Source organism: Cupriavidus sp. MP-37, assembly GCF_020618415.1.
Taxonomy (GTDB): domain Bacteria; phylum Pseudomonadota; class Gammaproteobacteria; order Burkholderiales; family Burkholderiaceae; genus Cupriavidus.
In genome coordinates this window covers 165,769-192,549 of sequence record NZ_CP085344.1, presented here as the reverse complement: position 1 = coordinate 192,549, position 26,781 = coordinate 165,769, and the positions used below count along the sequence as shown (strand labels likewise).

General features: G+C 68.5%; 25 protein-coding genes. 11 read left to right on the top strand and 14 right to left on the bottom strand.

Features of this window, described 5'->3' with window-relative positions; translation table 11 throughout:
- Positions 1 to 156: 156 nt before the first annotated feature.
- On the top strand, positions 157 to 1,827 hold the full coding sequence (locus LIN44_RS00950) for an acyl-CoA dehydrogenase family protein (protein ID WP_227313164.1): 1,671 nt from the start codon (positions 157 to 159) through the stop codon (positions 1,825 to 1,827).
- On the opposite strand, the gene LIN44_RS00945 is transcribed toward LIN44_RS00950, so the two are convergent.
- Positions 1,824 to 3,503 carry a GMC family oxidoreductase gene (locus LIN44_RS00945; RefSeq protein ID WP_227313163.1) on the bottom strand — a complete coding sequence of 560 codons (1,680 nt, stop codon included), beginning with the start codon at positions 3,501 to 3,503 and terminating at the stop codon, positions 1,824 to 1,826. The genes LIN44_RS00950 and LIN44_RS00945 overlap by 4 nt on opposite strands.
- 293 nt (positions 3,504 to 3,796) lie before the next feature.
- Between LIN44_RS00945 and LIN44_RS00940 the strand changes: the two genes are divergently transcribed.
- Positions 3,797 to 5,200: a coniferyl aldehyde dehydrogenase gene (locus LIN44_RS00940; protein WP_227313162.1), complete on the top strand. Its 1,404-nt coding sequence runs from the start codon at positions 3,797 to 3,799 to the stop codon at positions 5,198 to 5,200.
- 23 nt (positions 5,201 to 5,223) lie between these two features.
- Here LIN44_RS00940 and LIN44_RS00935 read toward each other — a convergent pair whose 3' ends face one another.
- Together LIN44_RS00935 and metK are read right to left on the bottom strand one after the other, a co-directional pair.
- Positions 5,224 to 6,165 (bottom strand): Kdo hydroxylase family protein, encoded by a 942-nt coding sequence (locus tag LIN44_RS00935; RefSeq protein WP_227313161.1) that lies wholly within the window; start codon positions 6,163 to 6,165, stop codon positions 5,224 to 5,226.
- A 231-nt stretch (positions 6,166 to 6,396) separates the two neighbouring features.
- Entirely contained in the window at positions 6,397 to 7,560 is a 1,164-nt protein-coding gene (metK, locus tag LIN44_RS00930; protein ID WP_227313160.1) for a methionine adenosyltransferase, read from the bottom strand.
- Positions 7,561 to 7,837: 277 nt separating this feature from the next.
- Here metK and LIN44_RS00925 point away from each other — a divergent pair, with 277 nt between their 5' ends.
- The 4 genes from LIN44_RS00925 to LIN44_RS00910 all read left to right on the top strand — a co-directional run bounded on the left by LIN44_RS00925 (position 7,838) and on the right by LIN44_RS00910 (position 11,468).
- Positions 7,838 to 8,761, top strand: coding sequence for a lysophospholipid acyltransferase family protein (locus tag LIN44_RS00925; protein ID WP_227313159.1), 924 nt, complete (start codon positions 7,838 to 7,840; stop codon positions 8,759 to 8,761).
- A complete protein-coding gene (locus LIN44_RS00920; protein ID WP_227313158.1) occupies positions 8,758 to 9,651 on the top strand; it encodes a lipid A biosynthesis lauroyl acyltransferase in 894 nt (297 codons plus the stop codon). Before LIN44_RS00925 ends, LIN44_RS00920 begins: the two co-directional genes overlap by 4 nt.
- A gap of 42 nt (positions 9,652 to 9,693) precedes the next feature.
- On the top strand, positions 9,694 to 10,560 hold the full coding sequence (gene dapF, locus LIN44_RS00915) for a diaminopimelate epimerase (protein ID WP_227313157.1): 867 nt from the start codon (positions 9,694 to 9,696) through the stop codon (positions 10,558 to 10,560).
- 98 nt (positions 10,561 to 10,658) lie between these two features.
- A complete protein-coding gene (locus tag LIN44_RS00910) occupies positions 10,659 to 11,468 on the top strand; it encodes a polyphosphate kinase 2 family protein (protein WP_227313156.1) in 810 nt (269 codons plus the stop codon).
- Between the two features lie 21 nt (positions 11,469 to 11,489).
- Here LIN44_RS00910 and LIN44_RS00905 read toward each other — a convergent pair whose 3' ends face one another.
- Together LIN44_RS00905 and pyrE are read right to left on the bottom strand one after the other, a co-directional pair.
- The gene (locus LIN44_RS00905) at positions 11,490 to 12,797 is read right to left on the bottom strand and encodes a patatin-like phospholipase family protein (protein ID WP_227313155.1); all 1,308 of its coding nucleotides are present in this window, start codon (positions 12,795 to 12,797) and stop codon (positions 11,490 to 11,492) included.
- 90 nt (positions 12,798 to 12,887) lie between these two features.
- The gene (gene pyrE / locus LIN44_RS00900; RefSeq protein ID WP_227313154.1) at positions 12,888 to 13,592 is read right to left on the bottom strand and encodes an orotate phosphoribosyltransferase; all 705 of its coding nucleotides are present in this window, start codon (positions 13,590 to 13,592) and stop codon (positions 12,888 to 12,890) included.
- 27 nt (positions 13,593 to 13,619) lie between these two features.
- Between pyrE and LIN44_RS00895 the strand changes: the two genes are divergently transcribed.
- Complete coding sequence (locus tag LIN44_RS00895; protein ID WP_062796369.1) at positions 13,620 to 14,396, top strand: exodeoxyribonuclease III; 777 nt, start codon at positions 13,620 to 13,622, stop codon at positions 14,394 to 14,396.
- A gap of 23 nt (positions 14,397 to 14,419) precedes the next feature.
- On the opposite strand, the gene LIN44_RS00890 is transcribed toward LIN44_RS00895, so the two are convergent.
- Complete coding sequence (locus tag LIN44_RS00890) at positions 14,420 to 14,818, bottom strand: type II TA system antitoxin MqsA family protein (protein ID WP_227313153.1); 399 nt, start codon at positions 14,816 to 14,818, stop codon at positions 14,420 to 14,422.
- A gap of 29 nt (positions 14,819 to 14,847) precedes the next feature.
- Positions 14,848 to 15,144 carry a type II toxin-antitoxin system MqsR family toxin gene (locus tag LIN44_RS00885; RefSeq protein WP_227313152.1) on the bottom strand — a complete coding sequence of 99 codons (297 nt, stop codon included), beginning with the start codon at positions 15,142 to 15,144 and terminating at the stop codon, positions 14,848 to 14,850.
- A 171-nt stretch (positions 15,145 to 15,315) separates the two neighbouring features.
- Here LIN44_RS00885 and argC point away from each other — a divergent pair, with 171 nt between their 5' ends.
- Positions 15,316 to 16,263, top strand: a complete 948-nt coding sequence (gene argC / locus LIN44_RS00880) for an N-acetyl-gamma-glutamyl-phosphate reductase (protein ID WP_227313151.1) — start codon at positions 15,316 to 15,318, stop codon at positions 16,261 to 16,263.
- 69 nt (positions 16,264 to 16,332) lie between these two features.
- Here the strand turns inward: argC and LIN44_RS00875 are convergent, their stop codons facing one another.
- Both LIN44_RS00875 and LIN44_RS00870 read right to left on the bottom strand, forming a co-directional pair.
- Positions 16,333 to 18,411, bottom strand: a complete 2,079-nt coding sequence (locus LIN44_RS00875) for a S8 family peptidase (protein WP_227313150.1) — start codon at positions 18,409 to 18,411, stop codon at positions 16,333 to 16,335.
- Positions 18,412 to 18,504: 93 nt separating this feature from the next.
- Positions 18,505 to 19,473, bottom strand: a complete 969-nt coding sequence (locus LIN44_RS00870; protein ID WP_227313149.1) for a M48 family metallopeptidase — start codon at positions 19,471 to 19,473, stop codon at positions 18,505 to 18,507.
- A 97-nt stretch (positions 19,474 to 19,570) separates the two neighbouring features.
- Here LIN44_RS00870 and LIN44_RS00865 point away from each other — a divergent pair, with 97 nt between their 5' ends.
- On the top strand, positions 19,571 to 20,830 hold the full coding sequence (locus LIN44_RS00865; RefSeq protein ID WP_227313148.1) for a muropeptide transporter: 1,260 nt from the start codon (positions 19,571 to 19,573) through the stop codon (positions 20,828 to 20,830).
- An 11-nt stretch (positions 20,831 to 20,841) separates the two neighbouring features.
- Here LIN44_RS00865 and LIN44_RS00860 read toward each other — a convergent pair whose 3' ends face one another.
- The gene (locus LIN44_RS00860) at positions 20,842 to 21,690 is read right to left on the bottom strand and encodes an acyl-CoA thioesterase II (protein WP_227313147.1); all 849 of its coding nucleotides are present in this window, start codon (positions 21,688 to 21,690) and stop codon (positions 20,842 to 20,844) included.
- A gap of 125 nt (positions 21,691 to 21,815) precedes the next feature.
- Entirely contained in the window at positions 21,816 to 22,703 is an 888-nt protein-coding gene (locus tag LIN44_RS00855) for a DMT family transporter (RefSeq protein WP_227313146.1), read from the bottom strand.
- Between the two features lie 111 nt (positions 22,704 to 22,814).
- Between LIN44_RS00855 and LIN44_RS00850 the strand changes: the two genes are divergently transcribed.
- Complete coding sequence (locus tag LIN44_RS00850) at positions 22,815 to 23,729, top strand: LysR family transcriptional regulator (RefSeq protein WP_227313145.1); 915 nt, start codon at positions 22,815 to 22,817, stop codon at positions 23,727 to 23,729.
- Here LIN44_RS00850 and LIN44_RS00845 read toward each other — a convergent pair.
- Positions 23,726 to 24,316: a TetR/AcrR family transcriptional regulator gene (locus tag LIN44_RS00845; protein WP_227313144.1), complete on the bottom strand. Its 591-nt coding sequence runs from the start codon at positions 24,314 to 24,316 to the stop codon at positions 23,726 to 23,728. The genes LIN44_RS00850 and LIN44_RS00845 overlap by 4 nt on opposite strands.
- Positions 24,317 to 24,402: 86 nt before the next feature.
- On the opposite strand from LIN44_RS00845, the gene LIN44_RS00840 reads away from it, so the two are divergent.
- Positions 24,403 to 24,831 carry a VOC family protein gene (locus LIN44_RS00840; protein ID WP_227313143.1) on the top strand — a complete coding sequence of 143 codons (429 nt, stop codon included), beginning with the start codon at positions 24,403 to 24,405 and terminating at the stop codon, positions 24,829 to 24,831.
- Between the two features lie 10 nt (positions 24,832 to 24,841).
- Here LIN44_RS00840 and metW read toward each other — a convergent pair whose 3' ends face one another.
- The gene (gene metW, locus LIN44_RS00835; RefSeq protein ID WP_012351496.1) at positions 24,842 to 25,453 is read right to left on the bottom strand and encodes a methionine biosynthesis protein MetW; all 612 of its coding nucleotides are present in this window, start codon (positions 25,451 to 25,453) and stop codon (positions 24,842 to 24,844) included.
- The gene (locus LIN44_RS00830) at positions 25,450 to 26,631 is read right to left on the bottom strand and encodes a homoserine O-acetyltransferase (protein ID WP_227313142.1); all 1,182 of its coding nucleotides are present in this window, start codon (positions 26,629 to 26,631) and stop codon (positions 25,450 to 25,452) included. Before LIN44_RS00830 ends, metW begins: the two co-directional genes overlap by 4 nt.
- Positions 26,632 to 26,781: the final 150 nt, after the last annotated feature.

Here is a 26,781-nt window from a genome sequence, read left to right as displayed (position 1 = left end):
GTTCGCCGGCGCGGGTGGTGCCACAGCTGTGCAAAAAGGTATCGAATTGCGCATGCTGCATCGCAAAAACGGGCACCAAGCGGACCAACAGGCACTCATACGCGCGCGGCGTGCTCTACCATGCAAGCAAACGGCAAGCCCGCTCGAGGAGACAGCATGACCGACGCCGCCACTCACCGCGTCTTCAACCAGGTGCCGGATCTCGCGCACTACAACCTGTTCGACAGCGACCCCACGGTACGGGCCGCGCTGGAGCGCCTGGGCGGCGGCTGGCATGCCGACGCGCTGCGGCAGTTCGGCGCGCGGCTGGGCGAGCCGGAAGTGCAGCAATGGGCAGCGGATGCCAACCGCCATACGCCCGAGCTGCACAGCCACAGCCGCACCGGCGAGCGCATCGACATGGTCGAGTTCCACCCCGGCTGGCACGCGCTGCTGGGGCTGCTGCGCAGCCAGCAGCTGCAGGCCCTGCCCTTCGCGCAACCGCGCGCCGGCGCCTGGGCGGCGCGCACGGCGGGGTACTTCCTGCAGGCGCAGGTGGAATCGGGCTCGCTGTGCCCGCCCACCATGACCTTCGCCAGCATCCCCGTGCTGCGCAAGGAAGCCGCGCTGTTCGCCGAGCTCGAACCGCGCCTGTATGCCACCGAGCATGACGCGCGCGACCTGCCATGGCGCAGCAAGACCGCGATCATGATCGGCATGGGCATGACCGAGAAGCAAGGCGGCTCCGACGTGCGCGCCAACACCACGGTGGCGCGCGCGGTGCGCGGCGAAGGCCGCGGCGCCGAATACGCGCTGACCGGCCACAAGTGGTTCTTCTCCGCGCCGATGTGCGACGCGCACCTGGTGGTTGCGCGCATGGGCGCCGAAGACGGTCCGCTGTCGTGCTTCTTCGTGCCGCGCTTTCGCGACGACGGCAGCCGCAACGCGGTGCAGATCCAGCGGCTCAAGGACAAGCTCGGCAACCGCTCCAACGCCAGCAGCGAAGTCGAGTTCCGCGACGCCGCCGGCATCCTGATCGGCGCGGAAGGCCGCGGCATCCCGACCATCATCGAGATGGCCACCAGCACGCGGCTGGACTGCGTGATCGGCAGCGCCGCGATCCTGCGCGCGGCCTTCGTCCAGGCGCTGCACCATACGCGCCACCGCAGCGCCTTCGGCCACCTGCTGTGCGACCAGCCGCTGATGCGCAACGTGCTGGCGGATCTGGCGCTGGAATCCGAGGCCGCCACGCTGCTGATGATGGAGCTGGGCCACGCCTTCGCGCATGCCGAGGGCGACAACCCCGACCCGCTTGCCGCCGCCTGGAAGCGCGTGGTCACGCCCGCGGCCAAGTTCTGGGTCTGCAAGCGCACGCTCGAAGCCACCGGCGAAGCGATGGAAGTCTGGGGCGGCAACGGCTATGTCGAAGAAGGCCCGATGGCGCGCCTGTACCGCGAGGCGCCGGTCAATTCGATCTGGGAAGGTTCGGGCAACATCATGTGCCTGGACGTGCTGCGCGCGCTCCAGCGCAACCCGGACGACGGCGCGCGCCTGCTGCAAGACCTGTCGCGCCGCGCCGGTGGCCATCCCGCGGTGCGCGCCGAACTGGCCTCGCTGCAGGCCATGCTGCGCGAAAACGCCGACCAGCTCGAAACCAGTGCGCGCCGCTTTGCCCAGGGCCTGGTGCTGACCGCGCAGGCAGCACTGATGCTGGCGCATGCCGAACCCGAGAACGCGGAGCTGTTCGTCGCCAGCCGGCTCGGGCGCCAGCACGGGCGCGTGTTCGGCACGCTGGACGCAGGCGCCGACGCGCTCTGGCGGGTGGCGACGCGCGGCTTTGAGGGCTAGGCCTCCATCGACTCCAGCAGCCGCAGCATCACCCGCGGCGCATAGCGGATCAGGTCGTGCGCGCGCTCGCCGATCATGATCGCGGGCGCATTGGTGTTGCCGCCGACCAGCGTGGGCATCACCGAGGCATCGACCACGCGCAGGCCCTCCACCCCGCGCACGCGCAGTTGCGGGTCCACCACCGCCATCGCATCCATGCCCATGCGGCAGGTGCCGACCGGGTGGTAGATGGTGTCGGCACGCGCGCGGATCAGCTCGCGCACGGCGGCATCGTCGCTGCCATCGGCGCGCAGGCCGGCCGTATAAAGTTCGCGCCCGCCGAAGCAGGCCAGCTGCGGCTGCGCCAGGATGCTGCGCACGATGCGCACCCCGGCGACCAGGTCGTCGAGGTCGCGCGCGTCGCTGAGGTACTTCGGATCGATCAGCGGCGCGCGCCGGATATCGGCCGCGGCCAGCCGGACCTCGCCGCGGCTGCGCGGGCGCAGCAGGCACACATGGCAGGAATAGCCGTGGCCGAAGTTCAGCTTGCGCATATGGTCGTCGGCCAGGCCGACGACGAAATGCAACTGCAGGTCGGGCTCGGGCAGCGCCGGGTGGCTGCGCACGAAGCCGCCGGCCTCGGCGAAGTTGCTCGACATCATGCCGGCGCGCTCGCGCCGGTAGCGCAGCATTTCGGACAACAGCCTCGCGACGCCACCGAACGACACGCCGAACAGCTCGGGCACGGCGGTGCGCTTGTGCAGCACCACGTCGAGATGGTCTTGCAGGTTGGCGCCCACGCCGGGCAGGTCATGGACCACGCCGATGCCGTGTTCGCGCAGATGCGCCGCGGGCCCGACGCCCGAGACCATCAGCAGCTGCGGCGAGCCGAACGTGCCCGCGCACACGATCACGTCGCGACGCGCGCGCAGCAGCTGCTGGCGGCCGTCGCGCAGCACCAGTACCCCGGTGGCGTGGCGGCCTTCGAAGACGATGCGCAGGGCCTGCGTGTCGGTCAGCACCTGCAGCCGCGCACGGCCGCCATTGCAGGCGCGGTCGCGCACGTTGCCGCCGTGCAGGTAGGCACGCGCGGCATTCCAGCGCTCGCCCGCGTGCTGCGTGACCTGGTACCAGCCGATGCCCTCCTGCTCTTCGCCGTTGAAATCGTCGTTGCGCGGATAGCCGGCCTGCTGCGCGGCCTCGATAAAGCGCTCGGCGAACGGGTTGGGCGTGCGCAGGTCGCTGACATGCAGCGGGCCGTTGCCGCCGTGCAGCGGATCGTCGTCGCTGCCCGCCAGGCGCTCGTTGCATTCGGCGCGGCGGAAGTACGGCAGCACGTCGTCCCAGGACCAGCCATCGCAGCCGGCGTCGGCCCAGGCATCGTAGTCGGCGGGCCGGCCGCGCGTATAGATCATGGCGTTGATCGACGAGCAGCCGCCCAGCCCGCGCCCGCGCGGCTGGTAGCCGCGGCGGCCGTTCAGGCCCGGCTGCGGCACGGTGTGGAAGCCGTAGTTGCGCGCTCCCGCGCGCGGCAGCAGCGCGGCCAGCCCGGCGGGTGTGCGCACCAGCACATGGTGGTCGTGGTGCCCGGCCTCGACCAGCGCGATGGTGTCGTCGCCGCTGTCGGCCAGGCGCCCCGCCAGCGCACAGCCCGCCGAGCCCGCGCCGACGATGACGTAGTCATAGGTGGTTTCCATCTGTCTCCCCGCGGTTCCGCAGGCGGCGCGCATGCGTGAGCCGGGCTGCGCCGGCGCGCGCGCCCTGTCCGTCCAGCGGATGGCAAGCCGTGAGATTCAGTGTAGGCGCTGGCTGCGCTGGCTCAAGGGCCGGAGCGGGGCGACGGCAACGAAATGCGCGCGCGTCGGACGAGCGTTTCCGGACGGGTGTTTCAATTGGCCTTCTGGTGGGAAGCTTCCATTGTGTTGGCAGGCGCGCTGCCTTATCTTGCGCGATGGTGCGCGAATGTGCGCGCAAATCCAGGAGCGCAGCCATGCGAGAAGTCCCCGACCTGTCGTCCGTCTTCGGCGCGATGCATGCCGCCTCGCGGCGCGACCAGCTGCCCGCCTGGACCGTGCGCGCCGACCGCCTGCAGCGCCTGCGGCGCCTGGTGACCGAAAACCAGGCCGAAATTGCCGCCGCGATCCACGCGGATTTCACCAACCGTCCGCGCCAGGAAACCGCGCTGCTGGAGGTGTTCCCCAGCCTCGCGGGCATCGACGATGCGCTGCGCCACGGCAAGCGCTGGATGCGCGTGCGGCGCGCGCCCACCGGGTTCTGGTTCCGTCCGGGCCGCTCGCGCCTGGTGCCGCAGCCGCTCGGCGTGGTGGGCATCGTGGTGCCCTGGAACTACCCGCTGTACCTGACCATCGGACCGCTCGCCGGCGCACTGGCGGCAGGCAACCGCGCCATGGTCAAGCTGTCGGAATACACGCCGCGCTTCGCGGCACTGTTTGCGCAGCTGGTGCCGCAGCACTTCGCCCCGGACGAGATCGTGGTGATCAACGGCGATGCCGAAGTCGCCAGCGCCTTCACCGCGCTGCCGTTCGACCACCTGCTGTTCACGGGCTCGACCGCGGTGGGCCACCATGTGATGCGCGCGGCGGCCGCGAACCTGACGCCCGTGACGCTGGAGCTGGGTGGCAAGTCCCCCGCCATCATCGGCGCCGGCGCCGACCTCGAGCGCGCGGTGGAGCGCATCCTGGTGGGCAAGCTGATGAACGCCGGGCAGACCTGCATCGCGCCGGACTATGTGCTGGTGCCGGAGGACCTGCGGGCGCAACTGGTGGAAGCGGCGCGCCGCTGCGTGGGCCGGCTCTACCCGGACCTGGCGCGCAACGCGGACTACACCAGCATCATCAGCCCGCGGCATTTCGCTCGGCTGGCAGGACTGGTCGACGAGGCCGCGGCTCAGGGTGCAACCGTGGTGCCGCTGTCTGAGGCGCAACCGGACGCGCAGGCGCGGCGCCTGCCTCCGGTGCTGCTGCTGGATGTGCCGGAAGGCGTGACCGCCATGCGCGAGGAAATCTTCGGACCGGTGCTGCCGGTGGTGACTTACCGCACGCTCGACGAGGCGGTCGACTACATCAACGCGCGCCCGCGGCCGCTGGCGCTGTATGTGTTCGAGCGCGACCGCGGCGCCGTCGACCATGTGATGAAGCAGACCGTCGCCGGCGGCGTGACCGTCAACGACACCCTGTTCCATATCGCCCAGGACGGCCTGCCGTTCGGCGGCGTCGGCGCCAGCGGCATGGGCGCGTATCACGGGCAGGCAGGCTTCGATACCTTCTCGAAGGTGAAGCCGGTGTTCCACCAGGCCAGCCTCAACGGCGCCGGCCTGCTCAAGCCGCCTTACGGCAAGACCTTCGACACCATGCTGCGCCTGCTGCTGCGTTGAGCTTCAGCCGGCGCGGGCCGCGCTCACGACACCAGCATCGGCCGCCCGAGCATGCGCGACAGCACCGCCTCGGGCGAATGGGTGTGGTCCGAAATCGCCTGCGGCGCCAGGTAGATGGTCTGCTCCATCATCGCGCGCCCGCGCATGGCGGCGTGCAGCAGCTGGTCGCTGAAGACGATCCAGGTCGCACCCGGCGGGAAGTGGAATTCCTGCTGCGGCACGTTGGCCTGGTAGTCGAGGTCGGCCTTGGCCAGGTCATGCAGCTGCAGCATGCGGTGGTCATATTCCGAGCGCCGGCGCTTGGTGATATGCAGCAGCTTCATCAGCGCCGCCTGCCCCGGCCACATGCCGTGGGTCTTGGGCACGAACTTCTGCGCAAAGTCGCCGAACGGCTCGCCCACCCGCCACACGCGCGGCGCGGCCGGGTCGATATTGTGGAACACGCGCAACAGACGCTTGCCGAGCATCGGGTTGGACGGGAACGAGTCCACATGCAGGCGGGTGTCGTCCTTGCGCCAGCTGACCGGGCGTCCGGCGATCTCGCTGGGCCGCAGCGAGGTGCCGGCGCGCGTCATGTGGGGGATGTATTCGGGGAACAGCGTGCGGATCAGCAACTCGCTGCTGTCGGCGTAGCGGCGGATCAGCGAGTACAGGTCGGCCAGGTCCTGCGGGCTGCCCTGCGCGCCGCGCACCGCGGTGTCGTCGGCCCGCAGGTTGATGTTCTTGGACTTGCCGTCGGAATAACGGCTGTCGAGGAAGCGCTCTTCGCCGGGCTGGAAATGGAACTTCAGCTTGGGGAAGTAAAGCACCGCGCCCTGCTCCAGCTCGCGGCGCAGCGTGGCGCGTTCCTCGGGGGTGACCTGCGGAGCCCAGTCGGCGTAGGGCTGCGGGCGGATCAGGTCGAGGGTCCCTTCGGATGCGGAGCGGGTCGGCGTGGCAGTGGCAACGGCTGGTGCAGCGGGCATGGGAGTCCTGGGGACGGGGCCCCGGAAAGGAGTTTTTTGTGATCTGGGATTTTACTACTGGGGGAAATGGAGGCGGATTTCAGCCTTTCACGCGTGGTCGAGGCTGGTGACATGCTGTCGGCCTTTGAAAGCCGACAGCATGTCACCAACAGCGACCGCCCAAAAACACGAAACCCCACCAACCCTTGCGAGCTGGCGGGGCCTGCCGAAGTCCGGGCTCCGACGTACCGCTTACAACCCAGCAGCAGACCGCAACGCAGCCGCCTTATCCGTAGCCTCCCACGAGAACTCCGGCTCTTCACGCCCGAAGTGCCCATAGGCAGCCGTCTTCTCATAGATCGGCCGCAGCAGATCCAGCATCTGCACAATACCCTTCGGCCGCAGGTCGAAATGCTCCTGCACCAGTTCCGCGATCTTGGCATCCGGAATCTTGCCGGTGCCTTCGGTATAGACCGTCACGTTGATCGGCCGGGCCACGCCGATGGCGTAGCTGACCTGCACCTGGCACTGCCGCGCCAGGCCCGAGGCCACCACGTTCTTGGCCACGTAGCGCGCGGCGTAGGCGGCCGAGCGGTCGACCTTGGACGGGTCCTTGCCCGAGAACGCGCCGCCGCCGTGCGGTGAAGCGCCGCCGTAGGTGTCGACGATGATCTTGCGCCCGGTCAGGCCGCAGTCGCCCTGCGGCCCGCCGATCACGAAGCGCCCGGTCGGGTTCACCAGGTACTTGGTCTCTTTGAGCATCTCCGCCGGCAGCACCGGCTTGATGATCTCCTCGATCACGGCCTCGCGGATCTGCGCCTGGGTGATGTCCGGGGCATGCTGGGTCGACAGCACCACGGTGTCGACGCTGTGCGGCTTGCCGTCGACATAGCGCACCGTGACCTGCGACTTGGCGTCCGGGCGCAGCCAGGGCAAGCGGCCGTCGCGGCGCAGCTGCGACTGGCGCTCGACCAGGCGGTGCGCGTAGTAGATCGGGAACGGCATCAGTTCCGGGGTCTCGTCGCAGGCGTAGCCGAACATCAGGCCCTGGTCGCCGGCGCCCTGGTTCAGGTAGTCGTCGGAGGCGCGGTCGACGCCCTGGGCGATGTCGGGCGACTGCTTGTCATAGGCCACCAGCACCGCGCAACCCTTGTAGTCGATGCCGTAATCAGTGTTGTCGTAGCCGATGCGCTTGATGGTGTCGCGCGCGATCTGGATATAGTCGACGTTGGCGGTCGTGGTGATTTCCCCGGCCAGCACCACCAGACCGGTGTTGCAAAGCGTCTCAGCTGCCACACGCGCATACTTGTCCTGCGCCAGGATGGCGTCCAGGACGGCGTCGGAAATCTGGTCTGCGACCTTGTCGGGATGGCCTTCGGAGACGGATTCCGAAGTAAAAAGGAAGTCGTTTGCCACGAACTTATTCTCCAGGTTGGCTATTGCGTGCCAGCCTGTTCGGTCCATGGCGGCGACGCTTTAGCGGTATTTCAGGCAGCCCGGTCAGAGCCGCATCGCCCCGCAAGTTGTCAGTTAACTCGGCGATACACGCTATTATACGCGCCTGCAGGCGTCGTTGCAGTGCCACAGGGGTGCGGTACGACACCTTGCCGGCATGCCGGACCCACGCCTGCGTGCCCGTCCGATCCCGGCACAGACCCGCGGCGGACTTGCCTGGACCCGTTTTCCACGCCTGATGACTTTTTTATTCTGGCTGATCTCCCGTTTTCCGCTGCGGCTGCTGCAAGCCGCGGGCGGCGCGCTGGGCCTGCTGATCGCACGGCTGCCCGGCCGCTATGGCCAGCGCCTGCGGGAAAATTTCCGGCTCGCCTTCCCCGATGCCACCGAGGCGATGATCGACGAGGCCGCCCGCTCGGCCGGCCGCATGATCATCGAGATGCCCTATTTCTGGAGCCGCTCACGGATCGGCGCCAAGCTGTATGGCTTCGATGACTACCTGTGGCCCGAGCTCGCCACGCTGCAGGCGCGCGGCAAGGGCATCATCATCCTGACCCCGCACCTGGGCTGCTTCGAGGTGCTGCCGCAATCCCACGCCCTGCATCGCCCGGTGACGGCGCTGTTCAAGCCGCCGCACCAGCCGTGGCTGCGCGACTGGATCGAAAAGATGCGCACCCGGCCCGGCATGCACATGGCGCCGGCGACGCCGCGCGGCGTGCGCATGCTGGTGAAGGCGCTCAAACGCGGCCAGGCGGTGGGCATCCTGCCCGACCAGGTGCCCAGCGGCGGCGAAGGCCACTGGGCGCCGTTCTTCGGCAAGCCCGCCTATACCATGGCGCTGGTGCACCGGCTGCAGCAGCTGACCGGCGCACCGGTGGTGGCGATCTTCGCCGAGCGGCTGCCGCGCGGCGCCGGCTACCGCGGCCATCTGCGCGTGATCAACCAGGGCGGCATGCTGCCGGACGATCCGGCCGCCGCCGCCGCGGTCATCAACCGCACCATCGAAGAACTGGTAGGCCTGTGCCCGACGCAATACCTGTGGGGCTACAACCGCTACAAGCATCCCGCCGGAGCGGGCACCCCAGGCAACCCAGGCACCCCTGACAAGCCGGCTGCCGAGGGCACGGATTCCGAGCCGGCGACTGATCGATCGATCTCATGAGCCGTGTGTTCACGTGGCTCGGCATCGGCCTGCTGACCGTGCTGGGCAAACTGCCCTATCCGTTCGTCGCGCGCTTCGGCGAGGCGCTCGGCAGCCTGCTGTACCGGATCCCCAGCGAGCGGCGCAAGGTGGTGCAGGCCAACCTGCGGCTGTGCTTCCCCGACCGGACCGAGGCCGAGATCGACGCGCTGTCGCGCCAGAGCTTCCGCATCCTGTTCCGCAGCTTCGCCGAGCGCGGCATCTTCTGGACCGGCAGCGAGGCGCAGATGCGCCGCTGGGTGCAGATCGACGACCAGGCCGGGCTGGTGGCGCTGGACGGCACCCCGCACATCCTGGTGACGCTGCACCTGTCGGGCGTCGAAGCCGGCGCGATCCGGCTCACCATCCATCTGCGCGAGCATGTCGGCCGCTCCGGCGCCTCGCTCTATACCAAGCAGAAGAACGCGCTGTTCGACGGCTTCCTCAAGCAGGCGCGCGGGCGCTTCGGCGCCAACATGATTTCTCGCAACGACAGCGCGCGCGACATCCTGCGCTGCCTGAAGAAGGGCGAGGCGCTGCAGCTGATTGCCGACATGGATTTCGGCGAGCGCGATTCGGAGTTCGTGCCGTTCTTCGGCGTGCAGGCGCTGACGCTGACCTCGGTATCGCGGCTGGCGCGCCTGACCGGCGCCAGGGTGGTACCGATCTACACCGAGATGCTGCCCGACTACCAGGGCTACGTGCTGCGCGTGCTGCCAGCCTGGGAACACTACCCGGGCGCCAGCGTGACCGACGACACGCGCCGCATGAATGCCTTCTTCGAGGACTGCATCCGCCCCCGCGTGCCCGAGTACTATTGGGTGCACAAGCGCTTCAAGCACCGCCTGCCGGGCGAGCCCGAGATCTACTGAGCGCGCCGGCACGTCCGGCGCCGCGCCGCTAAAATCCCCACCATGAAACTCAAGTTCACCAAGATGCATGGCGCGGGCAACGACTTTGTCGTGCTCGACGGCATCCACCAGCAGATCGACCTGACCCCGGCGCAGTGGCGCGCGCTGGCCAGCCGGCATTTCGGCGTGGGCGCGGACCAGATCCTGATCGTCGAGAAGCCGACGCGCCCGGACGTCGACTTCCGCTACCGCATCGTCAATGCCGATGGCAGCGAGGTCGAGCACTGCGGCAATGGCGCACGCTGCTTCGTGCGCTTCGTCACCGAGCAGGGCATGACCGACAAGCGTTCGGTGCGCGTCGAGGTCATGAACGGCGTGATCACGCTGACGCTGCAGGACGATGGCCAGGTCACGGTCGACATGGGCGCGCCCGAGCTGGAACCGGCGCGCGTGCCGTTCCACGCGCAAGGCCTGCCCACGCAGGCCGAAGGTGCCGACACGCTGTACGGCCTCGAGGTCAACGGCCGCACCGAATGGATTTCGGCGGTGTCGATGGGCAATCCGCATGCGGTGCAGGTGGTGGACGACGTCGAGAACTTCCCGGTGCTGCAGGACGGCCCGGTGATCGAGCATCACTCGGCCTTCCCGAACCGCGTCAACGCCGGCTTCATGCAGATCGAAGACCGCCACGCCATCCGCCTGCGCGTCTACGAGCGCGGCGCCGGCGAGACCCTGGCGTGCGGCACCGGCGCCTGCGCGGCGGTGGTGGCCGGCATCCGGCGCGGCCTGCTGGATTCGCCGGTGCGGGTCCAGACCCATGGCGGCGAGCTGACCATCGCCTGGGACGGCGGCGCCGAACCGGTGCGCATGACCGGCCCGGCCACCACCGTGTTCGAAGGCAGCATTGACCTGGCGGCCCTGCCGGCCTGACCATAGGGGCTGCGCGCCCCTGTTCCCCATCCTGCCTTGCAGCGCAGCCCCGGGGCGCCCGATTTCCTGATCCGCAGATCATCGCGAATGGAGCGCCCATGCCGCTGGACGATTTCCGCATCACCTCGGGCAAGCGATTCCGCCTTGCCGACTTCGACCCGGGCAGCAAGCCGCTGTCATGCGGCAAGAAAGAGGAAGACCTGGCCCGCATCATCGAGCTGAGCAACGCGCTCGACGCGCAGCAGGACATCTTCTATGCCGAGCACCGCCGCAAGCTGCTGGTGGTGCTGCAAGGCATGGATACCAGCGGCAAGGACGGCACCGTGCGCGGCGTGTTCCGCAGCTTCGATCCGCTCGGCATCCGCGTGGTGGGCTTCAAGGCGCCGTCGCCCGAGGAACTGGCGCGCGATTTCCTGTGGCGCATCCACCTGCAGGTGCCAAAGTCGGGCGAGATCGTTGTGTTCAACCGCAGCCACTATGAAGACGTGCTGATCACGCGCGTGCACCACTGGATCGACGCCGCCGAGTGCGAACGGCGCTTCCGCCAGATCCGGGAATTCGAGTCGATGCTGACCGAGACCGGCACCACCATCGTCAAGTGCTTCCTGCATATTTCGCGCGACGAGCAGAAATCGCGGCTCGAAGCGCGCCTGGCGGACCCCGACAAGCACTGGAAATTCGACACCAAGGACCTCGCCGAGCGCAAGCACTGGAAGGCCTACATGGATGCCTACGAGGCCGCCATCATGGCCACCAGCACGCCCGACTGCCCCTGGTACGTGGTGCCGGCCGACTCCAAGACCCACCGCAACCTGATGGTGGCCGAGATCATGACCAGGGTCTTCGCGGATTTGAAGCCAGCGTATCCGCCGGCGCGTCCGGAACTGGCCAAGGTCAAGGTCGACTGAGCCAGCGCGCGCCGGCCGTGCTCAGCCGCCGTTGCCACGATGCACGTCGTGCGTGACGAACGGCTGCTCGCGGCTGGGCATGGCCAGCCATTGCGGATGGCGCAGCGTCTGGCGGATATCTTCCAGCCCGCTGGTCCAGTGCTCGTGCATGGTCAGCGGGCCGAACTGGTAGTCCTTGGCCAGGTTCTCGAACGACTTGTCGCGGTAGATCAGCTGGATCACGTTGCGGCGCGCATCGCACGACTGCTCGGCCGCGCGCCGGTACCAGTCGTTATTGCGCTTTGAAGGCGGCACCAGCGCCATCACCTCGTTGAGCATGCGGCGCAGGTTCTGCTGCTCGCGCATGTAGTCGGTGATGGCGCGGGTCCGGCTGGAATACTGGATGTCCTTCTGGCGCTCGGCCACATCGATCAGGTCATGCGGCAGCTTGCCACGCGCGCTCCACAGGTCCACCTGGAAAATCAGCGCGTCGCGCCGCGGCTGCGCGGTCAGCACCTCGGCCAGCGGCGTGTTCGAGACCAGCCCGCCGTCCCAGTAGTACTCGCCATCGATCTCCACCGCCGGAAAGCCTGGCGGCAGCGCGCCCGAGGCCATGAAATGCTCGGCGCAGAGCTTGTCGCGGGTATTGTCGAAGTAGGCGAAGTTGCCGGTGCGCACGTTGACCGCGCCCACCGACACCCGCATCAGGTCGGGGCGATGGTTGATCAGGTCGAAGTCGGCAAAGCGCTCCAGCGTGGCCTTCAGCGGCTTGGTGTCGTAGAAGCTGGCATGGGTCGGATCCGAGTAGCGCGACATCAGCGCCGGCCAGCTGCGCGGCTGGAAGAAGCCGCGCTGGCCTTCCAGCATGGCGCGCGCCGCGTGCAGGCCGTCGAACCAGATCCGCATCGGCTCGGGCCAGCTTGCCGCGTCATCGGCAAACCAGGTGTAGGACAGGCTGGGCAGCCAAGGCTGCGCGCAGATATGCTCCCAGAACGCCCGCAGCTGCTCCACCCGGCGCTGCGGCGGATTGCCGGCGATGATGGCCGCGTTCAACGCACCGATCGAAATGCCGGCGACCCAGTTGGGGAAGATGCCGCCGTCGGCCAGGCCCTGGTACACGCCGGCCTGGTAGGCCCCCAGCGCCCCACCACCCTGCAGCACCAAGGCGCGCACGGCGTAAGCCTCGTGCGCGGGCCGGTCGGGGGCCTTGGCGGCCTGGCGCACCGGCTTGCGCGGCCGTACCTGGGCGCCGCGCTCGGCCAGCGACTCGCCGTTGCCGGCGGACTCCGCCGTCGGGGACGGCGTTGCCGCCTGCCGCACTGCCCGTTCCTGCCGCTCCTTTGCCGCCACGCCGCGCTCCCTCCCAGTCTGAAAGTCAGCCGTGTGCCTACCGGCCACGCCTCGGACGCTGGCTGCCAGCGCCCGATCTCTACAACGGTTTCAGACGCCGTAGCGCTGACGATAGGCCGCCACGGCCTCGCGCGACGCGCCCAGCGCCGGATCCTGCGAGGCATCGAGATAGGCCAGCAGGTCCTTCAGGCTGGCGATGGCGATCACCGGGATGCCGAATTCGCGCTGCACGTCCTGCACCGCCGAATGGGTGCCGACCTGCTCTGCGGTGCCGCTCTTTTCCATGCGGTCCAGTGCGATCAGCACCGCGGCAGGCTCGGCGCCGGCCGCACGGATCAGGTTCACCGACTCGCGCACCGAGGTGCCGGCGGAGATCACGTCGTCGATGATCACCACCTTGCCCTGCAGCCTGGCCCCGACCAGCGTGCCGCCTTCGCCGTGGTCCTTGGCTTCCTTGCGGTTGTACGCGAAGCCGACATCACGTCCCATGCCGGCCAGCGCCACGGCCGTCGCCGACGCCAGCGTGATGCCCTTGTACGCGGGCCCGAACAGCACGTCGAACTGCACGCCCGAGGCCAGCAGGGTTTTCGCATAGAATTGCGCCACCTGGCCCAGCATGCCGCCCTGGTTGAACAGGCCGGCATTGAAGAAGTAAGGCGATTTGCGGCCGGCCTTGGTGACGAACTCGCCGAACGACAGCACGCCCGCGTCGAGCGCGAAGCGGATAAAGGTCTGGCTGAGGTCATTGCCGGCGGTACCCACGGCACCGGCAGGCGAGTTGTGCTGCGTCATCATTTCTCTCTGAATTCAAAATTTCCCCGAATGTTACGGATTATCAGCGCCAACCTCAACGGCATCCGCTCCGCGTCGAAGAAAGGCTTTTTCGACTGGATGGGCAAGCAGGACGCAGACATGGTCTGCGTGCAGGAACTGAAGGCGCAGGCCGCCGACATGACGGAAGCGTTCCTGGCGCCACATGGCTACCACGGCTATTTCCATTACGCCGAGAAGAAGGGCTACAGCGGCGTGGGGCTCTACACGCGCCACAAGCCCGAGCGGGTCATCACCGGCTTCGGCAATGCCGAGTTCGACAGCGAGGGCCGCTATGTGGAAGTGCAGTATCCGCACCTGGCGGTGATTTCGGTGTACGTGCCGTCTGGCTCCAGCGGCGAGGAGCGCCAGCTGGCCAAGTTCCGCTTCATGGAAGCGTTCCTGCCGCACCTGCTGCAGCTGAAGGCGAGCGGGCGCGAGATCGTGCTGTGCGGCGACGTCAACATCGCGCACAAGGAAATCGACATCAAGAACTGGAAGGGCAACCTGAAGAATTCAGGGTTCCTGCCGGAAGAGCGCGCCTGGATCGGCGAGCTGTTCGACGTGCACGGCTATGTCGACGTGTTCCGCAAGCTGGACCCGCGGCCGGACCAGTACACCTGGTGGAGCAACCGTGGCCAGGCCTATGCCAAGAACGTCGGGTGGCGCATCGACTACCACCTGGCCACGCCGAAGATCGCCGACACCGCGCAGCTGTGCTCGATCTACAAGGACGAGAAGTTCAGCGACCACGCGCCGTTGTCGATCGACTATAACTTTCCGCTCTGAGCGGTAAGCTCAGCGGTAAGCCCTCACGCCGCCCGGACTTCATCGAGAAGTTCAGGGTGGCGGTCAAGCAGCTTCAGTAGCTTGATCAGTGCCAGCGGCGGCTTGGTCCGGCCGGTTTCGTAGCGCGAGAACGCATTGACGCCGCCGCCAAAGATTTCGGCGGCCTCGCGCTGGTCCAGGCGGAGCTTCTTGCGGACTTCGGTGATAAAGGCCGGATCGACCAGGGCGGCATTGACCTGCCTGTTGAAGGCCAGCATGGCATCGCTCACCCAGTCGCTGTCACGGGGCAGCACACCTTCGCCGCAGTTGGGGCACCATTGCCCTGGCACATTGGGAATCACCGTGGTCTCACCGCGGTACGTATAGGGCATGTCTCGCATTCCGGCCACCAGTTCCGCGCCACCGCACTCGGGACACTTCATCTTGCCTCCTCTGGCTGTTCGCTGGGGTGCTACCTTGGCTTGAAGGAAACGACCAGCACCTCATCGGTCACGGTAAGCTTCACATACAAGGCGCCATGCGGCGTGACAGGCCGGTAGACGTCCTGCCAGACCCGGTGGTCTTCATACGTTGTCATGCTTTTGTAGAAGTCCCCCGGCTCGAGCCGGACCAGGATGTCGCGAACCCCAAGCCATCGCAGGCCCATCATCGCCGCATGGGAATACGCGGCAAACGTCATTTTCATCTTGCCCGCCAGCAACAGCGCTTTCACATGCCTCAACGGGTAATGCGCCGTCCCCTTCTCCATGTAAACTAACCTACTAGGTTAAATCCCGCAAGCCGCGAACTGTGCCAAGGCGCAAGACTCCAATCGGTACAAACCCCTGCGACAGGCCCCCATCCCCGCTACAATGCGGGTTCGCCCCTGCGCCTGGCAGGAGAGGTTTCGCATTCCCGCATTTCAAAGAGCGAGTCAGCCATGGTTTTCAAAGTGTTCGTCGATGGTCAGGAAGGCACCACCGGTCTCCGGCTGCTCGACTATCTTTCCGGTCGTGCCGACGTGGAACTGCTGCGCATTGCCGAAGACAAGCGCAAGGACCCGGCCGAACGAGCACGCTTCCTGAACGCCGCCGATGTCGCCTTCCTGTGCCTGCCCGACGTGGCCTCGCGCGAGGCGGTGTCGCTGGTGACCAACCCGGACACCTGCGTGATCGACGCCAGCACGGCGTTCCGCACTGCCGACAACTGGGCCTATGGCCTGCCCGAACTGGCGCGCGGCCAGCGCGACAAGATCCGCGCCAGCAAGCGCATCGCGGTGCCGGGCTGCCACGCCAGCGCCTTCGTGCTGGCGGTGCGCCCGCTGGTGGATGCCGGCGTGCTGCCGGCCGACTACCCGCTGTCGGCGTTCTCGCTGACCGGCTACAGCGGCGGCGGCAAGTCGATGATTGCCGAGTTCGAGGCCGGTGGTAACCCGAAGCTGAACAGCCCGCGTCCGTACGCACTGGGCCTGGAGCACAAGCACCTGCCGGAAATGCGCGTGCAGGCCGGGCTGGCGCAGGCGCCGATCTTCAACCCCATCGTCGGCAATTTCCTCAAGGGCCTGGCGGTGACGGTGCCCGTGTTCGCCGAGCGGCTGGCGCGCAAGGTCAGCCCCGAGCAGATCGTCGAGATCTATCGCCAGCACTATGAAGGCGAGCAGTTCGTGCGCGTGATGCCGTACGACAGCGCCGACAACCTCGACCGCGGCTTCTTCGATGTGCAGGCCAACAACGACACCAACCGCGTCGACCTGTTCGTGTTCGGCAATGCCGAGCGCCTGAACCTGGTGGCGCGCCTGGACAACCTGGGCAAGGGCGCGGCCGGCGCGGCGGTGCAATGCATGAACGTGCATGTGGGTGCCGACGAGGCCAGCGGACTGCGCGCCTGAGGTTTCTGCTCCGCACACATGAGAAAAGCCGGCAATTGCCGGCTTTTTTGTTGAGCTGGCCGCCGCGGCCTACACGCGCTGCAGCGCGCGCAGCGCGTCGACCAGCCCGGCACCCTGGAAGGCGCGCTCGCGCCCCAGGTCCGTCGCCGCGGCGCACAGGATGGTCTTGACGGTCTCGGGCTGGCCCATCAGCTCATTGTTGCGCGACAGCAGCAGCGCCGCGACCCCGGACACATGCGGTGCGGCCATGCTGGTGCCATCCATCGATGCCAGCGTGCCGCCGGGCACGGTCGAGGTGATCTTCTCCCCGGGCGCGACCAGGTCGGGCTTGATGCGGCCATCGCCGGTGGGCCCGTGGCTGGAAAAGTAGGAGATGCCGAAGCGGTAGGGATCGGTGCGATGGGTCGCACCGACCGTGATCACGGCGCGCGCATTGCCGGGATCGGTGATGGTCTGGCCGCGGAAGCCCGCGCCCATGTGTTCGGCGGCGTAGGCCTCGTCGTAGCCGTAGTTGCCGGCTGCCGCCACCACGATCACGCCGCTGGCCACCAGGCGGTCGCACTCGACGCACACCGGCGTGCTGCCGCAGGCGTAGCTGCGCACGTCGTGGCGCAACGCCACGCTCAGGTTGATGCCATGCACCGACTGCCGGTCGCGGCTCTGGTTGAGCCAGCGCACGTACTGCAGCGCCCCCAGGATGCCGAACTCGTCGCCCCTGCCCTGCGCATCGAAAATGCGCAGGTCGAGCAGTTCGATGCGCGGGCAGATGCCGCTGACATCGCCGGCTTCCACCAGCTCGGGCGGCAGCGGCATGGGATCCGGCCGCGCCAGGTAGGCCGACGATGGCCAGCCGGCGCCGATGATGCCCGCCACATGCGTGCCATGGCTGCCGCCGGGAGCCACGTATTGCGCCGGATCGTCGTGGCGGATTTCCAGCAGGGGCTCGATCACGGACCAGTCGATGATGCGGCCGTGCGCCAGGTCATCGGCAATCGCGGCGATGCGCTGCCGCAGTTCCGCCTCGCCGGGCCCGCGCTTGTCCTTGGGCATGGGCGGCAGGCGGCCGCTGGTGATCGCCGACAGGCGCGTGAAATCCAGCGTCCTGGCCACGCGCGACAGGCGCGGCGCGATCAGCCCGTCGCGCAGCGGCAGCGGGCCGTCCAGCTTGAGCGGGTCGAAGAAGGCCGGATGGCGCGCATCGATGCCGGAATCGATCACCGCCCAGCACACGCCCTGGCCGCCGGTATCGAACACGCGGATCGCCGCATCGGCCTTGACGGTCTTGCGCGAGGCGAACACCGCATGCTCGGCCGGCCGGTTCACGGAGATACGCCATAGCGGCGCGATGGCAGCGGCTTCGGCGGCATCGGCGCCAGCCACCCCCGTGGCCATGCCGGCTGCCGGCGCGGCCGCTTCCACGTGATCGTCCTGCAGGCAGTCCCACAGCGTCTCCAGCACCCGGCGGCTGGCCTGCGTGACGCGCTGCGCCAGGCCGCCGGGCGGGAAGCTGTCGTCGCTCAGCCCCAGCAGCGTCAACGCGACGTACTGCGCGGCGACATTGACCAGCCGCCCCAGCGCCTGCCCGGCGGGGGCGGCGAGGCCGCCGAAGCGGGTACGCGCCGCGGTGTAGCCGATGTCCTTGAAGCGGGCCAGCGCCGCCTCGCTGCCGACATGGGCCAGCACCGACTCGCCCAGCCAGCGCACCAGGGCATCGCCGGTCAGGCTCAGCGCCAGCGCCCGGCGCGCGGCGGGCGTCCATTTGATGCCGGCCATCGGCACGCGCACCTCGCGCTGCCACCAGGCAGTGAGCGGCAGCAGGCGCAGCATGTCGAAGAAGTCGATCTGCGCCAGCAGGTGCGATTCGTTGGCGGCAAGAAAGCGCTGGCCTTCGTGGTCCGCTGCGGGCCCGGCCAGCGCCGGCAGGCGCCGCAGCACCGCGGCGCGCAGCGCGGCAATGCCGGCGTCGTGGTGCGGCGTCAGCAGCAAGCCGCGCGGCACCTCGAACGATTCGCCGGACGCATACAGCAGCCAGACTTCGGAGCTGACCGGCAGATCGCTGGTAAAGCGGTCCGGCTCGGCCTCGCAGCCGGCGAAGATCAGCATATATGCGGCCCGCCGCTCCGACGGGCTCATGCGGTTCAGGCTCATGCGGGTCCCCCTGAGGTTGTCGCATTGTCCCGGCGCCGGTTTCAAGCCATCGAGGCGATGCCCCGAAGGCGGCGCGGGGCGCCAAAACGCCGTTCAGCGCTTCAGCGGCTTTTGCCGGTCCTCGTCGCCGGCATCCACCGGCGCATCGCCCAGTCCGGCCACATTAGGGCGGTAAGGCGGCAGCTTGTCGACCGTGGTGTGGAGCGCGCGCGCGTACAGCGGCAGCACCTCGGGCAGATGCTTTTGCAGGTCGGCGATGCGGCTGCGCCCGGACGGATGGGTCGACAGGAACTCGGCCCCGGACTGCGAGACCTTGCCCATCTTCTGCCACAGCGACACCGCCGCGCGCGGATCGTAGCCGGCGCGCGCGGCGATGTCCATGCCGATCAGGTCCGCCTCGGACTCGTCCGAGCGTGAAAAGCGCAGCGTCAGCAGGTGCGCGCCCGTGCCCAACGCCATATTGCCGAGGTTGCCGAAGCCGAACAGCTGCGAGATCACGTTGGCACCCAGGTTGGTGATCTCGGACTTGGCGGCGCGCTCGCGCGCGTGCTCCTGCAACGCGTGGGCGATCTCGTGCCCCATCACCATGGCGACTTCGTCGTCGGTCAGCTTGAGCTGGTCGAGCAGCCCGGTATAGACCGCGATCTTGCCGCCCGGCATGCAGAACGCATTGACCTGCTTCGAGCCGATCAGGTTGATTTCCCACTGCCATTGCCGCGCGCGCTCGTTCCAGCGCGCGGTCTGCGGCAGCAGGCGCTTGCCGATGGCGCGCAGGCGCACCAGCTGCGGATGATTGTCGGGTGCCAGGGCGCGCTTGGCGATGGCCTCCTGCTTGAGCTGCTCGTACTCCTGCACGGCCTGCTGCTCGATCACCTCGGCGGGCACGATGTTGCGCACCGCGGAGCCGCCGGGGTTGAGGCGGATGCCGCCGGCGCCGGGGTCCTGCGGCTGCGCCGGCGCCGGCAGGCTCCAGCCGAGCGGCAGCACGGCCGCGGCCAGCGCCAGCGCGCGGACCAGCCGCAGTCGGGAGGGACGCTGAACACCTTGCAGGCGGCGAAGCATGTGCGATTCCTTGGGCGCAAGCGGAGTGGGCAAACAGGTGGTGCAATAATACACGGCGCCCGCGCAGCCGCGCGGGCGGCACACCGCTGCCCCATCCATGAATTTCCAGACCTATCTCGATATCTTCCGCAACCGCCGCATCGGCGCCATGCTGATGCTGGGCTTTGCCTCCGGCCTGCCGCTGGCGCTGACTTCGGGCACCTTGCAGGCGTGGATGACGGTCGAAGGGCTCGATATCAAGACCATCGGCTTTTTCTCGCTGGTGGGCCAGGCCTATATCTTCAAGTTCCTGTGGGCGCCGCTGATGGACCGCTACACGCCGCCGCTGATGGGACGCCGGCGCGGCTGGCTGCTGCTGACGCAGGTCGGGCTGGTGCTGGGCATCGCCGGCATGGCGTTCTGCCCGCCGCAGCAGGGACTGTGGATGCTGGCGGCGCTGGCCACGCTGGTGGCATTCCTGTCGGCCTCGCAGGACATCGTCTTCGACGCCTACAGCACCGACGTGCTGCGCCCGCCCGAGCGCGGCGCCGGCGCCGCGGTCAAGGTGCTGGGCTACCGGCTGGCGATGCTGGTCTCGGGCGGCCTGGCGCTGTGGCTGGCGGACCGCGTGCTGGGCTGGCAGCAGACCTACCTGCTGATGGCGGCGCTGATGGGCGTGGGCATCCTGACGCTGCTGTGGGCGCCGGAGCCGGACGTGCCCGCGCGCGCGCCGCGCTCGCTGGAAGAGGCGGTGGTGGGCCCGCTGCGCGACTTCTTCGCGCGTCCGGGGGCCTGGTGGCTATTGCTGCTGATCGTGCTGTACAAGCTTGGCGACGCCTTCGCCGGCAGCCTGTCGACCACCTTCCTGATCCGCGGTGCCGGCTTTTCCGCGGGCGAGGTCGGCATCGTCAACAAGACGCTGGGGCTGGCCGCCACCATCCTTGGCGCGCTGTTTGGCGGCACGCTGATGGTGCGGCTGGGCCTGTACCGCTCGCTGATGCTGTTCGGCGTGCTGCAGGCCGTGTCGAACCTGGGCTACTGGATCCTGGCGGTGACCCCGCCGCACCTGTGGACCATGGGCGCGACCATCGCGGTCGAGAACCTGTGCGGCGGCATGGGCACGGCGGCCTTCGTCGCGCTGCTGATGACGCTGTGCAACCGCTCGTTCTCGGCCACGCAGTACGCGCTGCTGTCGGCGCTGGCGTCGGTGGGCCGGGTCTACGTGGGGCCCACCTCGGGCTATATGGTCGAGGCCTGGGGCTGGGCGCCGTTCTATCTCGGCACCGTGGCGGTGGCGCTGCCCGGCGTGATGCTGCTCTGGGCGATGCGCCACACCGTGCACCGCTACGAGGCCCAGGCGCGCGAAGCGGTGGCCTGAACGGCCCGAAACTATTCCTTGTAGTAGACGATCTGGTGCGAGCTGGCGATCAGCTCGCCCGCGGCGCTCCACAGCTGCGCGCGCTGGTCGAAGAAGCCCTGCCGGAACACCTGCGCCTGCGCGCTGGCGAGCACATGGCTGTCGCCCAGCGCGGCCAGCGTGGCCGCGTCGGCGTGGAAATACGTGGTCATCGACACCGTGCCGGCCGGCACGAAGCCCGCGCGCTTGAGGAAGATGCGCGGGTAGAAGCTGTCGGCCCACGCCGCCACCGCGGCAAAGTCCGGCGTGCGCGCCGGCGCGTCGCGCAGCCAGAACTGGGTCAGGCTGTCCGGGTGTTCGGTGCCGGCCTCGGCGGTGGGCTTGGCGCCGCGCACCGGCCGCATGTCGTAAGCCTTGAGCCAGCGCACCGGCGCAAACCCGCCCATGGGCGGCAGCGCGTCGGCAGCCGGCACCTCCGGCATCACCGCCTCGCCGCAGGCCCAGGTGTCGCGCCGCAGCGCAAACATCGCGGTGGCGGTGGTGGCGACGGCATCGCCCTGGCGCAGTTCCAGTATCCAGTGCTGGGTCGAGCGGTTGGTGCGGACCGGACGCGCCTCGATCTCGAACGGCCCCTCGGCGATCGGCCCGGCAAAGTTGACGGTCAGCGACACCGGCTCGCCCACGCGCTGCGGATGGTTTATCGCCGCCTGCAGCAGCGTGGCGGCGGTGATGCCGCCAAACGGACCGATCATGTTCCAGTACGCCGGCGTGGTGCGGCCCTGGAAGCGGTGCTCGCCGGCCGGCACCAGTGCCAGCGCGTCGTCGAAGGGATGGAGCGCGCTCGCGGCAGCGGCGGCGTGGATCTGGGGCGCAGTGGACATGGCGGAAGCAGGCTGGTTTCGTTGGAATAGAACGATCGTTCGCTTTAGCTGCCTACACTAACCGTAGTCAGCGTTCCGGTCAAGCGCGACCGTTCGCCCGCCCAAACCAAGCCGCGTCCTCTGCATCACCCCTGCGCCCGCCGCCGCAACGGCAGCGCCCAGCCAAGCTGGTTGGCCACCACGCCCAGCAGCACCAGCGCCATGCCGGCCACCTGCAGCGGCCCCAGCACCACGCCGAACACCATCACGTCGATCACGATCGCCACCAGCGGGTAGATGAACGACAGCGTCGCGATCGACACCACCGACAGCCGCTGGAAGGCGCCATACAACAGCGTGTACATCACGCCGGTATGCACCAGCCCCAGCGCCAGCAGCGCCGCCCAGGTGCCGCCGCTATATGTGCCCGCCGCCGGATGTGCCAGCGGTGCCAGCATCAGCACGCCCAGCACCATCTGCAGCCCCGCGATCTGGCCTGGCGGGATCGCCTGCAACCGCCGCGTGGCCAGCGTCGTCACGGCGTACAGCAGTGCCGCCAGCAGGCCAAGGCCGATGCCGGCCAGCATCGACGCGCCCCCGCCGCCGTGCTCGAGCCCGGTGATCAGCATGACGCCGGCGAAGGCCAGCACCAGCCATGGCAGCCGCGCGAACGGGAACGGCTCGCGCTGCAGCACCGACGTCAGCAACAGCAGGAAGAACGGCTGGGTGTGGTAGACCACCGTGGCGATGGCGATGCCGCTGTACGCATACGCCGAGAACAGCGCCAGCCAGTTGAGCACCAGCGTGACGCCGCCCAGCGCCAGCCAGCCGGCCTGCGCGCGGGTCATGCGCACCCAGCCGCGCTGCAGGGTCAGCACGCCCAGCAGCGCGGCGCCGCCGAACAGGCAGCGGAAGAACACCACATCCAGCGGCGGCTGGCCGCTGGTCACCACGAACCAGCCGATGGTGCCCGACAGCACCATGGCGGCGGCCATGCGCCAGGTGCCGCCCGGCCGGGATTGTTGCGAAGGCATGAGGAACTCCGGTTTAGCCAATGGCCGCATTGTTCCACCCGTCACGGAAGTCAACAATACAGCCATGACTCAATTAGTATTTGACTAGAGGTCAAAGACAGGAGATTCGCCATGCTGGATACGCCACTCAATGCGATGGCGGTGTTTGCGCGCGTAGTCGAGTGCGGCAGCTTCTCGGCGGCCGCGCAAGACCTCGGCATGACGCCGTCGGCGGTCAGCCGCCATGTCTCCCGGCTCGAGGCCCGGCTCGGCGCGAGCCTGCTGCAGCGGACCACGCGCGCGTTCGCACTGACCGAGTTGGGCCAGTCGGTCTATGCCGCCTGCGCGCGCATGACCGCCGCCGCGCGCGAGGTCACCGCGCTGGCCGGCGAGCATGGCGGCGCGCCGCACGGCGTGCTGCGCGTGAGCGCGCCGGTCTCGTTCGGGCAAGCGTGGCTGGCGCCGCGGCTGCCGGCGTTGCTGGCGAAATACCCGGGACTGGACCTGCAGCTGACGCTGGCCGACCGCATGGTCGACCTGGTCGAAGAGGGCCTCGACGTGGCCGTGCGCATCGCGCGTGAACTGGCCCCCGGCCTCGCGGCGCGCCCGCTGCGCGAGGTGCGCTACCGGCTGGTGGCCTCCCCCGCTTACCTGGCCCGCCACGGCGCGCCGGCCACGCCCGCCGACCTGCCGGCGGCCCGCTGCCTGTACCTGGGCTACGGCAATTTCGGCGAGCGCTGGACGCTGCGCCACCGGGCCGGCGGCGACAAGGTGGAGGTGCGCATCCCGCCGCGCCTGACGCTGAACAACAGCCTGGCGATCATGAGCATGGTCGAGCGCGATGCCGGCATCGGGCTGGTGCCGGATTTCTCGCTGGGCGATGCGCTGGAGCGGGGCCGGGTCGTCACCGTGCTGAGCGATTGGGACATCCTCGAGCCCTACATCGGCACGGCGTACGCCGTGTACACGCCGACGCGGCACGTGCCGCCCAAGGTCCGGGCCTTTGTCGACCATCTGGCCGGCAGCGCCGGCGACGCGCCGCGCTAGGAAGCCGCCGGTCCCCGGGCCCTGTCCCCGCCTTGCCCGAGCACACGGCGCAGCAGCCACAGCATCGCGTCGCGCACGCGGGTGGCATCGGCGCCGGCCTCGATCTCCAGCGCGGCACGGTCGAAGGCCGCCGACAGCAGCGGCGCCACGCCGCCTGCGTCCACGCCCGCGGCCTCCAGCCCGTCGCGCAGCGTGCGGGCCGCGTTGGCCTCGTCGAGGGCCAGCATCTCGCGCAATCCCAGCACCGCCGGGCCTTCCACCAGCAGCAGGCGGGTACGGCCGGGCACCGTCATCGCCTGAAGGTATGCCTGCGCGCCGCCGAGCAGCGCTTCGGCAGGATCCTGCCCCGCCGGCGTGGCGGCTTCGATGTCGGCGGCGACGGCCGCCGCTTCCTCGGCCAGCACGTGGCGGAACAGGTCGCGCTTGTCGGCAAAGTGGTGGTACAGCGCACCGCGCGTGATGCCGGCGGCGGCGCAGACGTCAGGCGTGGACGTGTCGGCGTAGCCGCGGCTGACAAAGAGCGCGCGCGCGGCATCCGTCAGCGCCTGGCGGGTGGCTTCGGTACGTTCGCGGTTGGTTCGGGCCACGCTTCGGTTTCCTTGCAAACATGCAGCCTGTATCTTATTCTTCTAAATACATACAGCCTGCATGTTTTTGAAACGAGGAGTCGCCCATGAAAGTCACCAGCTATTACCCCGTCATCATGACCACCGACGTGGCGGGGTCGGCCGCGTTTTACCAGCGACATTTCGGCTTCACGGCCTTGTTCGCCAGCGACTGGTATGTCCATCTGCAGCTGGCGGACCAGCCGTCGGTCAACCTCGCCGTGCTCGACGGCAGCCACGCGACCATCCCCGCGCCGGCCCGTGGCCAGCGTGCGCAGGGATTGCTGCTGAACTTCGAGGTGGAAGACCCGGACGCCCTGCATGAGCGCCTGCGCGCGGCCGGGCTGCCGATCCTGCAGCCGCTGCGCGACGAAGCCTTCGGCCAGCGGCATTTCATTACCGCCGATCCCAACGGCGTGCTGATCGACATCATCAAGCCGATCCCGCCATCGGCGGAATTCGCGGCGCAGTACCAGGCCGGCGCGCTGCCGGCCTAGGCGCCGCCGCTCAGGCTGCGCAGACCCGGTACACCGCCAGGCTGCCGCGCCAGTTGACGCCCCAGCTGACGGTCACGCCCTCGTGCATCACGACGCGGTCGATCACGCGCAGGCCGACCTTGGGCGCCAGCGCCTCGAAATCGCTGATGGTCAGCACGCGCACGTTGGGCGTGTTGTACCACTGGTAAGGCAGCGATTCCGACACCGGCATGCGCCCGCGGAACACCGACAGCCGGTGCGGCCAGTAGCCGAAGTTGGGGAACGAGACGATGCACTCGCGCCCCACCCGCAGCGTGTCGCGCAGCACCTGCGCGGTGTTGTGGATGGTCTGCAGCGTCTGCGACAGGATCACCGTGTCGAAGCTCTTGTCCTCGAACAGCGCCAGCCCGCCTTCCAGGTTCTGCTGGATGACATGCACGCCCTTCTGCGCGCAGGCCAGCACGCCTTCGTCGCGGATCTCGATGCCGTAGGCCTGCACGTCGAGCTCGTCCTGCAGCACGCGCAGCAGGCTGCCGTCGCCGCAGCCCAGGTCGAGCACGGTGGAATTCGGTTCGATCCAGCGCGCGATGGCGCGGAAGTCGGGGCGCAGCGCCAGGATATTGGGATTGGCCAGGGCGTTCATGCGCCGATCTCCTCCGCGATGCGGTCGTAGTAGGCGCGCATCAGGTTGTGATAGCGCGGGTCGTCGAGCAGGAAGGCGTCGTGGCCGTGCGGCGCGTCGATCTCGGCGTACGAGACCGGGCGCTTGTTGTCCAGCAGCGCCTTGACCAGCTCGCGGCTGCGGCTGGGCGCAAAGCGCCAGTCGGTGCCGAAGCTGGCCACCAGGAAGCTGGCCTGCGTCTGCGCCATCGCGCGCGTCAGGTCGCCGCCGTGCGCCAGCGCGGGATCGAAATAGTCGAGCGCGCGCGTGATCAGCAGGTAGGTGTTGGCGTCGAAGTACTCGGCGAACTTGTCGCCCTGGTAGCGCAGGTAGCTTTCGACCTGGAACTCGACGTCGAACGAGAAGCGGATGTCTTCGCTCTTGAGCTCGCGGCCGAATTTCTCGGCCATGTCTTCGTCCGACAGGTAGGTGATATGGCCGATCATCCGTGCCACGCGCAGTCCGCGCTTGGGCTTGACCCCGTGCGCGTAGTAGTTGCCGCCGTGGAAGTCGGGGTCCGACAGGATCGCGCTGCGCGCCACTTCGTTGAAGGCGATGTTCTGCGCCGACAGCTTGGGCGTGGACGCGATCACGATGCAGTGGCGCAGCCGGTCCGGGTACATCAGGCTCCAGGCCACCGCCTGCATGCCGCCCAGGCTGCCGCCCATCACCGCGGCAAACTGCGCGATGCCGAACGCGTCGGCCACGCGCGCCTGCGCATTGACCCAGTCCTCCACCGTGACCACCGGGAACGCCGCGCCATAAGGCGCGCCGGTGGCCGGGTTCAGGCTCATCGGCCCGGTCGAGCCGAAGCACGAGCCCAGGTTGTTGATGCCGATGACGAAGAAGCGGTTGGTATCGAGCGGCTTGCCGGGACCGACCATGTTGTCCCACCAGCCCACGTCGCGCGGGTCTTCGGCATAGACCCCGGCGACATGGTGCGAGGCGTTCAGCGCGTGGCACACCAGCACCGCATTGGAACGGGCCGCGTTGAGCGTGCCGTAGGTCTCGACCATCAGGTCGTAGCCGGCGATGGACGAGCCGTTGCGCAGCTTCAGCGGCTCGGCGAAGTGCATGCGCTGCGGCGCGACCACGCCGACCGAATCTGGCGGCAGGTCGAACGCGGCAGGCGCGGCGGTCGGCAGGGCGACATCAGTCATGGAATCCGGCCCGTGGCGAACGGGCATAAAAAAACCCGACCGGCATTTGCGTATCAAGCGTCGCAGCCAAGTCGGGATTCGCTGGATTCCTTGCGGGATTCCGCGTGCCGGCGCCATCCACTGCCGTGGTGGCATGGGGCGCCGACCCAA